Origin of the sequence: Cohnella hongkongensis, assembly GCF_042654645.1 — a bacterium.
GTDB classification, from domain to species: domain Bacteria; phylum Bacillota; class Bacilli; order Paenibacillales; family Paenibacillaceae; genus Cohnella; species Cohnella hongkongensis.
This window is the reverse complement of sequence record NZ_JBHSEP010000002.1, coordinates 369,078-381,681: the sequence shown is the minus strand read 5'-3', so window position 1 is coordinate 381,681 and position 12,604 is coordinate 369,078. Positions and strand designations below refer to the sequence as shown.

At 58.0% G+C, this 12,604-nt stretch carries 12 protein-coding genes; all 12 read left to right on the top strand.

Translation table 11 applies throughout. The features are described 5' to 3' along the window. Window positions 1-21 precede the first annotated feature (21 nt). A complete protein-coding gene (locus tag ACFO3S_RS04905) occupies window positions 22-1,116 on the top strand; it encodes a M24 family metallopeptidase (protein WP_378092894.1) in 1,095 nt (364 codons plus the stop codon). 75 nt (window positions 1,117-1,191) lie between these two features. Beyond that, window positions 1,192-2,220: a Gfo/Idh/MocA family protein gene (locus ACFO3S_RS04900; protein WP_378092892.1), complete on the top strand. Its 1,029-nt coding sequence runs from the start codon at window positions 1,192-1,194 to the stop codon at window positions 2,218-2,220. A gap of 76 nt (window positions 2,221-2,296) precedes the next feature. Next, on the top strand, window positions 2,297-3,130 hold the full coding sequence (locus tag ACFO3S_RS04895) for a sugar phosphate isomerase/epimerase family protein (RefSeq protein WP_378092890.1): 834 nt from the start codon (window positions 2,297-2,299) through the stop codon (window positions 3,128-3,130). 14 nt (window positions 3,131-3,144) lie between these two features. Beyond that, the gene (gene sftI, locus ACFO3S_RS04890; RefSeq protein WP_378092888.1) at window positions 3,145-4,485 is read left to right on the top strand and encodes a sulfoquinovose isomerase; all 1,341 of its coding nucleotides are present in this window, start codon (window positions 3,145-3,147) and stop codon (window positions 4,483-4,485) included. A gap of 13 nt (window positions 4,486-4,498) precedes the next feature. Further along, on the top strand, window positions 4,499-5,701 hold the full coding sequence (locus ACFO3S_RS04885) for a diphosphate--fructose-6-phosphate 1-phosphotransferase (RefSeq protein WP_378092886.1): 1,203 nt from the start codon (window positions 4,499-4,501) through the stop codon (window positions 5,699-5,701). 21 nt (window positions 5,702-5,722) lie between these two features. Then, window positions 5,723-6,577, top strand: coding sequence for a class II fructose-1,6-bisphosphate aldolase (gene fba, locus ACFO3S_RS04880; RefSeq protein ID WP_378092884.1), 855 nt, complete (start codon window positions 5,723-5,725; stop codon window positions 6,575-6,577). Between the two features lie 22 nt (window positions 6,578-6,599). After that, window positions 6,600-8,039, top strand: a complete 1,440-nt coding sequence (locus tag ACFO3S_RS04875; protein WP_378092882.1) for an NAD-dependent succinate-semialdehyde dehydrogenase — start codon at window positions 6,600-6,602, stop codon at window positions 8,037-8,039. A 19-nt stretch (window positions 8,040-8,058) separates the two neighbouring features. Beyond that, window positions 8,059-8,796: a sulfite exporter TauE/SafE family protein gene (locus ACFO3S_RS04870; protein WP_378092880.1), complete on the top strand. Its 738-nt coding sequence runs from the start codon at window positions 8,059-8,061 to the stop codon at window positions 8,794-8,796. Window positions 8,797-8,991: 195 nt separating this feature from the next. Beyond that, window positions 8,992-9,270 (top strand): UxaA family hydrolase, encoded by a 279-nt coding sequence (locus tag ACFO3S_RS04865; RefSeq protein WP_378092878.1) that lies wholly within the window; start codon window positions 8,992-8,994, stop codon window positions 9,268-9,270. Window positions 9,271-9,272: 2 nt separating this feature from the next. Beyond that, window positions 9,273-10,427 (top strand): UxaA family hydrolase, encoded by a 1,155-nt coding sequence (locus ACFO3S_RS04860; RefSeq protein ID WP_378092875.1) that lies wholly within the window; start codon window positions 9,273-9,275, stop codon window positions 10,425-10,427. 71 nt (window positions 10,428-10,498) lie between these two features. Further along, on the top strand, window positions 10,499-11,572 hold the full coding sequence (locus tag ACFO3S_RS04855) for an Ldh family oxidoreductase (RefSeq protein ID WP_378092873.1): 1,074 nt from the start codon (window positions 10,499-10,501) through the stop codon (window positions 11,570-11,572). After that, complete coding sequence (locus ACFO3S_RS04850; RefSeq protein ID WP_378092870.1) at window positions 11,569-12,528, top strand: hydroxyacid dehydrogenase; 960 nt, start codon at window positions 11,569-11,571, stop codon at window positions 12,526-12,528. Before ACFO3S_RS04855 ends, ACFO3S_RS04850 begins: the two co-directional genes overlap by 4 nt. The last annotated feature ends 76 nt before the right edge of the window (window positions 12,529-12,604 follow it).

The following is a 12,604-nucleotide window of genomic DNA, read 5'->3' as shown; positions in this document are numbered from 1 at the left end:
GAGAGAAAGAGGTGCCAAGAAATGGATAAACAACGTCGGTTCGACAAACGGCTGGGTGAAATTAGAAGCGCGCTCCAATCCATGAAGGTGGAGGCGCTCCGACTGACCTTGCAGAAGAACGTCTCTTGGCTGATCGGAGGCCGGTCACACGTCAATTCGGCTTCAGAGCCGGCTTGCTGTCAATTTCTGATTACATCGGACAAATGCGTGCTGATCTCGAACAATATCGAGAATCGCCGGCTCATAGAGGAAGAGATCGGTTTTGCGCAGGGCGGGATAACGGACAACGAGATGTGGTCGTGGTTCGATCCTTCCGAGCTGGGCGCCATCGTCGCACGTCATGCTCCCGCCGGAGGACGGCTGCTGCTCGATTCCGAAGCGGAAGGCGATCTGCTCGGTCTCCGAACGAAGCTGGACGGAGAGGATTCGCAGGAGGCACGCGCAATCGGCCGCCTGACGGCCGAGGCTATCAGTCAGGCGGCGTTCGACGTCGCGCGGGGAGATTCGGAATTCAAAATCGCCGGCAAGCTGGCGTACAGGTGCCTGGAGCGGGGGCTTGAGCCGATCGTCAATCTGGTCGCGGTCGACGAGCGGATCTATGAGAGACGGCATCCGCTGCCGACGGATAAATGCGTCGGCGAATACGCCATGCTGATCGTATGTACGCGTAAAAACGGTATCGTTCTCTCCGCGACGCGTCTCGTCCGCTTTGGGCCCGCGCCCGACGAGCTAAAGCGACGTCATCGCGCCGTCGCCGAGATCGACGCGCGCTTGATCGACGCGACCCGGCCGGGCGTGAAGCTGGCGGATCTGTTTCGACAAATGCAAGCTTTCTATCGGGAAGCAGGCTTTCCGGAAGAATATCGCCATCATCATCAAGGCGGATTGGTCGGCTACAATTCGCGCGAGAAGATCATGACGAAAGCAGAATCGCTGGTCGTCGAGGCCGGCCAAATGTATGCCTGGAATCCGTCGGTCGCGGGAGCCAAGTCGGAGGATACGATCTTTGTAGAGCAAGCGGGCAACGAGTTGCTGACTTCTTCCGGCGATTTTCCGTCCATTTCGGTGAAGGCAGGCGGCCGGGTGTGGGAAAGACCGGATATTTTAATCCGGTGATTGCACTTTATAGATCATGATGTTATTATGATTTTGTACTTATACATCATGATGAATGATGTGAGGGGGATGGCTGTGGCAAAAACATTCAAGGTTGCGGTGCTAGGCGCGGGGGATATGGGCAAGTACCATATTCACGGATGGACGTTGGCCGGACACGAAGTCGTCTCGATTACCGAGCTTGATCTGGAGACGGCCAAGAAAGCGGCGGAAGCGGTTGGGCTGAGCGGAGTAAGCTATTACCAAGATTATAAGCAAGCGGTTGCCGATCCGGAAGCGGATATCGTCTCGATCGCATTGCCGCTTCCGTTCCATGCGCCAGCCGCCATATTGGCCGCGCAGCACGGCAAGCACGTCTTTTGCGAGAAGCCGCTGGCCGGCTCGCTGGAGGACGCCCGGCAAATGCAGGAGGCGGTCGAGAAGGCGGGCGTGCAATTTGGCATCGGGTTCCAGCGGAATTTCGCCCATGGCGTAGAGCTGGTCAAGGAATGGGTTCGAGAAGACAAGTTTGGACGGCCGACGGTCATCAGCTCCGACTTGCTGCAGGAGGTCCGCCCCAAGCGCGTCATGCACGACAAACTCGGCAATCAGGGTCCGGTCGTGGACACGCTCTGTCACTATTTGCTCATGTGGCAGACGATCTTCGACTCCAAACCGGTCCGAGTAAGCGCCAGCGGCGGCGTCTATGCTGCCGGGCGACCAGAAATCTCGCATTTCAAGCAGTTGGCCGTAGATACGGCCGTCGTCATCGTCGAGTACGCCTCGGGAGATATCGGAACGATGACGATCTCGTGGTGCTTGGCCAAGGATACGCAGATGAGGCCGCGGCCGGACCGGATTTTCGGACCGAAGGGTGGGGCGGAAGGGGCCTTCAATACGTTCGGCCGGGACGCCGGTAAAGCGATCACTCTGTATGTGGGAGACCGGGTCGAATCGGCGCGGCTGGAAGAAAGAGAGCTGTTCCAGATCGAGCTCGGCAAGTTCGCGGACGCGATCGCGAGCGGGCAACCGGCACCGGTAAGCTTTGCCACGGGTACGGATATGCTGAAATTGTCCTATGCCGTTCTGGACGCGATTGAAACGGGAAAAACGATCGAATTGTAAAGTTTCCATCTTGAACGAGAGCGGGGAAATACGTATGAGAGTCGGCTTTTATCATTCGTGCTTCGGAGATTGGGAATTGGAAAAAACATTCGCTTGGGCGAAAGAAAACGGGTTTTACGGGATTGAGCTTCACGGTGGCGTACGGTACAGGTTCATCGACTGGAAAGCGCAAGCCGAAGGCAAGGATACGGCGGGCTTCGAGAGGCTACAGGAGAAGTACGGCATGCCGATTACCGGTATTATGCACGGCGCTCTACCTTATCTGGATCCCGATCCGGACAAGCGGAAGGAAGCGGTAGCTACGATCGAGACGCTGATCAAAGCCGCTGCCCGCTCGGGGATTAAGGTCGTCTCGACCTTCACCGGCAGAGATCCGATGAAGACGGTCGAGGAAAATCTGGATTTGTACGAGCAAGTATTCCCCCGGGTCGCGGAAATTGCTGAAAAGCACAACGTGACGCTGGCGTTCGAGAACTGTCCGATGTACGAATTCTGGCCTCCCGTCTACAACATCGCCGTATCGCCGTTTCTGTGGAACGAGCTCTTTACGCGGGTGCCGTCCAAGGCGCTGGCTCTCAACATCGATCCCTCCCATCTCGTCTGGCAGGGCATCGATTACGTACAGGCGGTTCACGACTTCAAAGACAAAATCGTTCTCGCCCAAGCCAAGGATACCGAGGTGATGCCAAGCGTGATGCGCACCGAGGGAATGCTGACGATGAAGTGGTGGCGCCATCGCATTCCCGGACAGGGCGAGGTGAACTGGAATCGTTTCATTACGGCGCTGCACGAAATCGGATACGATCACGTCCTGAGCATCGAGCACGAGGACCCGATCTGGACGGGCACGGACGACAAGGTGCAAAAAGGGCTGCTGCTTGCCAAGCAGCATCTGGAAAATTTCATTTAATTCGGGGTGCTGATATGTTTGAAGTCAATCTGGCCTATTTCCCGATCGGACGCACGACGTTCGAAATGGAGGTCGCCGAGCGGTATTTCCGGGAATCCATGGAATTGCTGGGCGGTTTAACCCCCTATTTGATGGCCCCGGACAGCATACTGGCATCTGTCGAAGAGATGTCGTCTTTCATACAAGCCCATCCGGGGTTTAAACCCGATCTGATCGTCTACCAATCGATTACGTTCGCGGATGCGGAATACATCGTTAATTTAATGGAGCAGTACGATGTGCCGATTCTGGTATGGTCCGTGAGGGAGCCTTCGGTAGGGGGCCGGCTCCGTCTGAATTCGCTCACGGGCGGCAACAGCACCTGCAATGCGCTTCATTACTTCGAACGGGATTACGATTTCATGCTCGGCAATGCTGCCGAGCCGCAGATCGCCCGTAAGCTTCGCGCGAAGCTGGCGGCCTTCGAGACGGCGGCGAAGCTGCGGCGGCTGACCGTCGGAGTGGTCGGCGAGCATCCGGCGGGCTTCTATTTCTCCGGCGTAGACGAGCGGCTGCTTGCGAAGACGACCGGGGTGAAGCTGCAGCGGTTGAATCTGCAGCAGCTGTTCGAAGAAGCGATTAACGTTCCGGAGGAACAGTACGCTCCGCTGATCGAAGCGGCTGCGGCCAAGGTGGTCGGCTTAAACCGGGGAGAAGATCCAACGATCAAATTCGCGCAGTTCGCCGCCTATTTGCGCCAGCTGTTCGACGAACGCGGGATTAAAGCCGCGGCGATGCGATGCTGGCCGGATTTCTTCGTCGAGCTGGGAGCGGCGCCTTGCTCGACGCTGTCCCAATTTATCGAGGACGGTCTCGTGTCCGCCTGCGAGGCGGACATTAACGGCGCCGTCTCGATGTACATTCAGCAGGAGCTGAGCGGCGGACTGCCGCCTTATCTGGGCGATCTGGTGCATGTCGACGAGGAGATGAATACGGTCAGCTTCTGGCATTGCGGAGCCGGCGCTTATTCGTTGGCCAACCCTTCGACAGGGGCGAAAGCCGGCGTGCACCCGAACCGCAAAATGGGTTTTACGCTGGAATTCGGCCTTAAGGCGGGCCAGGTGACGATATCCCGATTGAGTCAGACGAGCAAAGGCTATCGCATGCTTATTATGCGGGGAGAAGCGTTGGATCGACCTCAGCAATTCGCCGGCACGTCCGGGGAGATTCGCCTGAACGGCAATGCCAACGAGATGGTGTGCAGCTTGATGGCGGACGGCTTCGAGCCGCACTATTCGATCGTACATGCGGACATTGCGGAGGAACTAAAGGAGTTATGCAAGCGATTGGGGATCGAGGCTGTGATCTACCCGTAACTGGGAGGAGCATATGACGGTGGGGATTAAGCCCAAAGTGGCAATCGGGCAGGCGGGCGGACCTACGGCGGTCATTAACGCGAGTTTGGTCGGATTTCTGGAAGCAGCCAAATCGGCGTATACGACCTACGGCGTCGTCAATGCCTGTCAAGGACTGGTCAACGATTGGATTTACGAAATCGATGACGACGTATACGGCAATCTGAGCCGGTATCGTCATCTGCCTGGAGCCGCTCTGGGATCGGGCAGATGGGCGATGACGGAGGAGGATTTCCATACCGCGGTTCATCATCTGAAACGCCGCGATATTCATCTGTTAGTATTGATCGGCGGCAACGGAACGATGTATGCTTGCCAGGAGATGGCTAGAGCGGCCGACAAACTCGGCTACGATCTGGCCGTAGCGGGCATTCCGAAAACGGTGGACAACGACTTGATGGAAACCGATCATACTCCGGGCTATGGCAGCGCCGCGCGCTATGTGGCGGCGACCGTACGGGATATCGGAGAAGATTTGAAATCGATGCGCAACTTCGAGTCGGTGCGCATTATGGAGACGATGGGGCGCAACGTCGGATGGCTGACTGCTGCGAGCATGCTGCTGAAAGAAAGCGAGGAGCAGCCGCCCCATCTGATCTATGTTCCGGAGCGCGCGTTCGAGCTGGACGAATTTTTGCAAGACGTGGAACAGACGGTGAGCCGAATCGGCCATGCGGCGGTCGTGATCAGCGAAGGGCTTCGCGACCGGAACGGCGAGCTGCTCTCCAAGCTGACGCTGCACGAGAAGATGACGAATACGGTGCTGGGCGGGGCGTCCCGATTTTTGGCGGATCAAGTGTCCGCCCGGCTGAATTTGCCTTCTCGCGCGGAGATGCTCGGCATGAATCAGCGCTGCTTCTCCTCCATGGTGTCGAATGCGGACCGGAGAGAAGCGGAGGCGCTTGGGGCTGCGGCTGCGGAGCTGCTGCTGAAAGGCGAAAGCGGTCGCATGGTTACGCTCGTTCGGGAGGAGCTTCCGGACGAACGATACGCCTACCGCCCGGGAAGCTGCCGGCTCGAAGCGGTTGCCGGAATCGAGCGGTTGCTGCCCGCGGACGTGGTGAACGAACGGGGGACGGCGATAAGCCCCGCCTTTAAAAATTGGCTTCGTTCCTTGACCGGCGACGATCTTCAGTCGTTTCCGGACTGGAGCTTCCATCGGGCGGCCAGCACATGATGACGAGGGAGAGAAGCAGCGATGAAACGGGTTAAAGGACGGGACCTGCTGGAGCAGGCGAGAGCGGGAGGCTATGCGGTCGGCGCCTTCAGCGCGCACAATGCGGAGACGATTCAAGCGATTCTGCAGGCGGCGGAAGCGGAGAAAGCGCCCGTCATGATCATGGTAGGCCAGCGGGTGATCAAGTATATGGGTATGAAGGCGATCACCCGGATGATCGAAGTGTTCGGCGAACAGACCGACGCGACGATCGCCATTCATCTTGATCACGGCAACAGCTACGAACAGGCGATCCAGGCGATTCAGCAGCAATTCGAATCGGTTATGTACGACGGCTCCCACCATCCGCTGGAGATCAACATTGCGGAGACGAAGCGCGTCGTGAAAGCGGCCCATGCCGTCGGCATTTCCGTCGAGGGCGAATTGGGCCGAATCGGGGGGACGGAGGACGATATTACCGTTCGCGAGGAGGATGCGTTCCTGACCGACGTCGAGGAGGCGGTCCGATTCGCGAAGGAGACCGGCATCGATTATTTGGCGGTCGCGATCGGCACGGCCCACGGTCTCTATAAAGGGGAACCGAAGCTGAACTTCGAACGATTGGCCGCCATTCGCGCCGTCGTCGACCAGCCGATCGTGCTCCACGGCGGCTCCGGCGTTCCCGACGATCTGATCCGCAAGGCCGTTTCGCTCGGAGTCGCCAAGATCAACGTCGACACCGAGCTGCGGCAGGCTTTTGCGGAAGCCGCGCAGCGGGCGTGGAAGGACGATCCCGAACAATATCATTTGGCCATCGTGCTCGGCGAGGCCAGAGAAGCCGTCAAGAATAAGGCGATCGAGAAAATCCGGCTGTTCGGCAGCAGCGGCAAAGCCTAATCCTATTCGTGGAGGCGGAGAAATGAAAGGTTTAATGTACATAAACGGAGCGTGGACAGAAGCGATTTCCGGGGCTCGGAAGGAAGTGCGCAATCCGGCGACGGGGGAGCCCGCCGGCAGCGTTCCGATCGGTTCCCGCGAAGATTTGGCGGCAGCGATCGACGCCGCTCACGCCGCCTTCAAGAGCTGGTCGAAGACGACGGCCATGGAGCGGGCGGTTCCGTTGTATCGCGCTTACGAGAAGCTCGCGGCAAGAGCGGACGACATTGCCCGGATGATGACGGCCGAGCAGGGCAAGCCTTTGGCGGAGTCCAGAGGCGAAGTGATGCTGGCCGCCGAATATTTGCGGTGGTACAGCGAGGAAGCGAAGAGGATTTACGGGGAAACGATCCCCGCTTCGGCGCAGGGCAAACGAATTATGGTCGTCCGTCAGCCGATCGGCGTCGTCGGAGCCATAACGCCCTGGAACTTCCCCGTATCGATGCTGACCCGCAAGCTCGGCCCGGCATTGGCCGCGGGCTGTACGGTGGTTCTGAAGCCGGCCGACTATACGCCACTGTCGGCGGTCGCCCTGTTTCAGGCGCTGGAGGAGGCGGGCTTCCCGCCCGGCGTCGTCAATCTGGTCACGGCTAAAGGCCGGGATGTCGGGGCCGAGTTTTTGGAAAATCCAAAGGTGAAGAAGATCACGTTTACCGGCTCCACGGAAGTGGGCAAGCAACTGATCGAAGGCTCGGCGAAGCATGTCAAGCGGGTATCGATGGAACTGGGCGGACATGCGCCGTTTCTCGTTTTCGAGGATGCCGATTTGGACAAGGCCGCGGAAGCCTGCATCGCCAGCAAATTCCGCAACGCGGGACAAACCTGCATTTGCGCCAACCGAATTTTCGTTCAGGAGTCGGTCATGGACGCTTTTGCGGAGAAGTTCGCCGCCAAAGCCCGCCAGCTGAAGATCGGCAACGGACTGGAGCCTGGCGTCGAAGTGGGGCCGCTCATCGACTGGAACGCGCTGGAGAAGGTTGAGGAACAGGTGCGGGACGCGCTGTCCAAGGGCGCAGAGCTGGCGTCCGGAGGACGCCGTTACGAAGGCGAGGGCTTGAAGGGCGCCTTCTACGAACCAACCGTGCTTAGCAGAGTGGATAGCTCCATGGTCATCTGCTATGAGGAAACCTTCGGTCCCGTCGCGCCTCTGATCTCCTTCTCAACGGAAGAGGAGGCTGTCGCGAAAGCGAACGATACGGAATACGGATTGGCTTCCTACGTCTTTACCCGCAATCTGGGACGCGCGTTCCGCGTGTCCGAGCAGTTGGAGTACGGCATTGTCGGCGTCAACGATGCGTTGCCGACCGTCGTGCAGGCGCCTTTCGGCGGCTGGAAGGAAAGCGGGACGGGGCGGGAAGGCGGCCATCACGGCCTCGATTCGTATCTGGAAATCAAGTATATTTCCATCGATTTGAACGATTGAGATTGATGCGGACGGTCGGATGAACGTACTGGATGTCGTGTATGGACTCGCGATCTTATTTGCGGTTCTGTTCGTCGGAAGCTTCATTCAGGGGTTGACAGGGTTCGGCGCCGGCATCATCGCCATGGGATTCATCTCTCTGGTCGTGCCGCTTAAGACCGGCACGCTGCTGGTGCTGGCCGTGACGGTCGTTATGTGCCTGGGGATTCTGGCGAGAAACCGCGAGCATATTAAAATCGGTGAAATCAAGCTGCTGCTGGCCAGCGCTCTGGTCAGCCGGGCTGCCGCCTTCTTCGTCATGGATGCGTTCGGCGGAGAAGAGGCGATGAAGCGCGTTCTCGGCGCAACGCTTATTCTGATGGTGGCTCTCCTGTGGCGGGGCCGGGTTGCAGGGGCGGGCCACGGGGCGGCCACCGTATCCGTGGGCTTCTTCGGAGGCTTTATCGGCGGATTGTTTGCTGTCGGCGGGCCGATCTATGCTCTCTATTTTCTGCACCGGTACAAGGACAAACGGGAGTATATGGCCAATTTGCAATTGACGTTTCTGTTGGCCAATCTCCTGACGCTGGGAGCGCACGGTTTTAACGGGGATATCGGCTTCGACTTCGTACCGGCGTTTCTGATCGGCGCGGCGGCGTCCTGGCTCGGAGTTCGGTCGGGAATGCTGTTTTTCGGGAAGGCTCCGGACGGATTTATTCGCAAAGCCGCCTTTCTGATCGTATTGTTCGGCGGGCTTCATCTTATGGTCTTTCCATAGAGTTAAAGATCATTATCAATATCGGTTTTTTAGTTAGTGAAGAATGAGTAAGGTAATGAATATAGTTGATATAATACGGCTTAACGGGATTTCATAAAAAGTGTTGATCTCCAAAAGATAATGATCTATACTCAAGGCGATTGGTATTTTCGAATACCGCTTGCCAATCCATACTGATGATTTGGGGGTAGCAGGATGCACAAATTTCTTATTCACAAACGCGGCGACCATGTCGGGGTGGCCACCTCGGATATCGAATCCGGAGAGAAAGTCATCGGCGTATTCATGGACGACGATTCTACGATCGAGGTTGTCGCGAAGGGAGCCATTCCGCTCGGGCATAAAATCGCCATTACGGACTTGGCCAAGGACGGTCACGTCCTGGAATACGGGCTGCCGATCGGATACGCGCCGGAGGGCTTCACGCTTGGCGATTACGTGCATACACACAACATTCGGACTCTGAGGTGGTAAACATGAGACAACTATTCGGCTATCGCCGCGAAAACGGCAAAGTAGGCATTCGCAATCATGTCATCATTCTTCCGGTCGACGATATTTCCAATGCGGCATGCGAAGCGGTCGCCAAGAACATTCAGGGAACGATGGCTCTGCCCCACGCTTACGGGCGTTTGCAGTACGGCAAAGACCTCGACTTGCATTTCAGAACGATGATCGGCACCGGTTCGAATCCGAACGTCGCCGCCGTCGTCGTCATTGGAATCGAACCGAACTGGACGAAAGTCATCGCCGACGGCATCGCGGAAACCGGCAAGCCGGTCGCGTCGTTCTCGATAGAAGGCGTGGGCGATCTGGAGACGATTCGCCGCGCGTCCCTGAAGGCGAAAGAATTCGTCCAATGGGCTTCGGAAATTCAGCGGGAGCCGATCGAGCTGAAGGATCTGACCGTCAGCATCAAATGCGGCGAATCGGACACGACAACCGGGCTCGGCTCTTGTCCGACCGTCGCTCAAGCCGTCGACCGTCTTGTCGATGCCGGAGCGACCGTCTTCTTCGGAGAAACCTCGGAGCTCACGGGCGGCGAGCATCTTATCGCCGATCGCTGCGCGACGCCGGAGCTGAAACAGAAGTTCATGGCGATCTATGACGATTACATAGCCGAAATTAAAGCATCCGGCGTAGATTTGCTCGGCTCGCAGCCGACACAAGGCAACATTGCCGGCGGCTTGTCCACGATCGAGGAGAAGGCGCTGGGCAATATCGAAAAAACCGGCACGAAGACCGTCATCGGCGTGCTGGATCCGGCGGAGATGCCGCAGAACGGTCCGGGGCTGTACTTCATGGACACGTCCTCCGCGGCTGCGGAATGCATAACGCTCATGGCGGCGGGCGGTGCGGTCGTCCACTTCTTCCCTACCGGACAGGGCAACATTATCGGCAATCCGATCGAACCGGTCGTGAAAGTATCCGCCAATCCGAAGACTGTCGAATCGATGAGCGAGCATATCGATGTGGACTGCAGCGATTTGCTGTCCCGCGAAATCAACCTGACGCAAGCCGGCGACAGACTGATGGATTACTTGTGCCGGGTCGTGAACGGCCGCTATACGGCAGCCGAAGCGCTCGGACACAGAGAGTTCGTCATGACCAAGCTGTACCGCAGCGCTTAAAATAAGGTCCGCATTCCCGGTTGGATGCCCAGGAGGCATCCAACTACCTATTTCTGCGAGGTGATTCGATCGTGTCGGACAAGCAAACCTCTCTTCTTATGAACGCTTCCGAGCTATCATCGTTCGGCCGGCAGGTTCTGACCCGCCTCGGCATGCCGGAATCGGACGCCAGGATCGCGGCCGATTCGCTGGTCCGCGCCGATCTCGAAGGGAACGAAAGCCACGGGATCAGTCGGCTGCCGATCTATGCGAGACGCATGCAGGAAGGCAGAATCGCGGCGAATCCCGATATCGCGTTCGATGAGACTGGCGTTGTCCTGAAGGTGAACGGAGGCAACGGTTTGGGCCAGGTGGTGGCCTACCGGGCGATCGAACGAGCGATTCCGTTGGCTCGCACCTATGGGTTGGCCGGCGTCTTCGTCCGCGGAAGCAACCATTTCGGTACGGCTGCTTACTTCTGTCAACAAGCGTGCGAAGCCGATCTGGCGATGATGGCCATGACGAATTCGCCGCCGGGCATTCCCCCTTGGGGAGGGAAGCAAGCGTTCTTCGGGACGAATCCGGTCGCCTTCGGATTTCCCCGACGGGAAGCCCCTCCGATTATCGTGGACATGTCCTCCAGCGTCGTCGCCCGGGGCAAGATTATTCTGGCGAACAAAACGGGATCGCCGATTCCGTCCGGATGGGCGATCGACGAGAACGGCGCGGATACGACTGACCCGGCCGCAGCTCTGCGAGGCGCCGTGTTGCCTTTGGGAGGCGCGAAGGGGTATGCGCTGGCGATGGCGATCGAGGTTATGTGCAGCGTACTGGGCGGTGCCGCCTTCGGCCCCCATGTCAACAATCTCTACAAAGACGGAGACCCTCCGGCGAATGTCGGGCACAGCTTTATTTTGTTCGATATGGTGAAATGGATGGATAAAGACGATTACTTCGATCGGCTGGACGATCTGGTTCGTGAAGTCAAGCAAGTGCCGAGGGCGGCCGGGTCGGATGAAATCCACTACCCGGGAGAACGGCGACATGCCCGCCATTCGGAGCGGTCTGCTTCCGGCCTCTCCATCTCGCCGGAAGTGGCGAACGAGCTGCGCCAGCTGGGTGACCGTCTGGGAGTCGAATTATCGAGCGGAGGATCGCATTCATGAAAATCGTCATCACCGAATTGAATTGGCCGATCGGAATGGAAATGCTGCGGGATAAAGGCTGGGAGGTCGTATACGAGCCGGGTCTGTGGAACGACCGCTCCCGTCTGCGCGAGCAACTGCGCACGGCGGATGCGATCATCGTTCGCAATCAGACGCAAGTCGATGCCGAACTGCTGGATTGGGAGCATCGCTTGAAAGCGATCGGACGGCTGGGCGTAGGCCTGGATAATCTCGACTTGCAAGCTGCGGCGAAGAAGAACATCCCGGTCGTCTTCGGGAAAAATGCCAATGCGACTTCCGTTGCGGAATACGTCATTTCGGGCATTTTTGCCCACGGCAGACTTCTGAACGAAGCGGCGGCATCGGTTCGGACGGGAGAATGGAATCGCAAGCGATTCACCGGCTTCGAGGTTGCCGGAAAGACGCTCGGTCTGATCGGGATCGGAGAGATCGGCCATCGCGTAGCCGCTCGGGCGAGAGCGCTCGGAATGAAAGTATGCGGATACGATCCGTACGTGTCTCCGTTCGACTTCCCCGTTGCGGAGACCGGCATCGAATTGACGAGCTACGCTAGGGTTGTCGCCGAGTCGGATTTCATCAGCCTTCACGTTCCGCTGACGGCGCAAACCCGCAATCTGATGAACCGGGACGCTTTCGGGAAGATGAAGCCGAACGCGGTTCTGATTAACAGCGCGCGCGGAGGAATCGTTAACGAAGCGGATTTGAACGAGGCGCTGGAGACGGGCCGAATCGCCGGAGCCGTGCTGGACGTTCTGGAGCAGGAGCCTCCGGCAGCGGAGCATCCGCTGTTTCGCCGAGCGGAATGCCTCATTACGCCACATATTGCGGGATTAACCGAAGAGTCGCAAGTACGGACAGCCTCGATGGTATCCGCCGAGATCATTAACGAGTTGGAAGGCCGGGTTTCCTTGTGCCGGGTGAGAGCGAGAAATTAGCATCGACGGAGCGATTGCGGCCGTCCTGTGAAATTAAGCAATCTACAGATGAACGAAGCATTCTACAGACGAGAAT

Bases quoted from the DNA above. Each gene is read 5' to 3' on its own strand.
- ACFO3S_RS04875 (WP_378092882.1), top strand. From the start codon at position 6,600: ATGAAAGGTTTAATGTACATAAACGGAGCGTGGACAGAAGCGATTTCC.
- fba (WP_378092884.1), top strand. From the start codon at position 5,723: ATGAAACGGGTTAAAGGACGGGACCTGCTGGAGCAGGCGAGAGCGGGA.
- ACFO3S_RS04865 (WP_378092878.1), top strand. From the start codon at position 8,992: ATGCACAAATTTCTTATTCACAAACGCGGCGACCATGTCGGGGTGGCC.
- ACFO3S_RS04870 (WP_378092880.1), top strand. From the start codon at position 8,059: ATGAACGTACTGGATGTCGTGTATGGACTCGCGATCTTATTTGCGGTT.
- ACFO3S_RS04905 (WP_378092894.1), top strand. From the start codon at position 22: ATGGATAAACAACGTCGGTTCGACAAACGGCTGGGTGAAATTAGAAGC.
- ACFO3S_RS04885 (WP_378092886.1), top strand. From the start codon at position 4,499: ATGACGGTGGGGATTAAGCCCAAAGTGGCAATCGGGCAGGCGGGCGGA.
- ACFO3S_RS04860 (WP_378092875.1), top strand. From the start codon at position 9,273: ATGAGACAACTATTCGGCTATCGCCGCGAAAACGGCAAAGTAGGCATT.
- sftI (WP_378092888.1), top strand. From the start codon at position 3,145: ATGTTTGAAGTCAATCTGGCCTATTTCCCGATCGGACGCACGACGTTC.
- ACFO3S_RS04850 (WP_378092870.1), top strand. From the start codon at position 11,569: ATGAAAATCGTCATCACCGAATTGAATTGGCCGATCGGAATGGAAATG.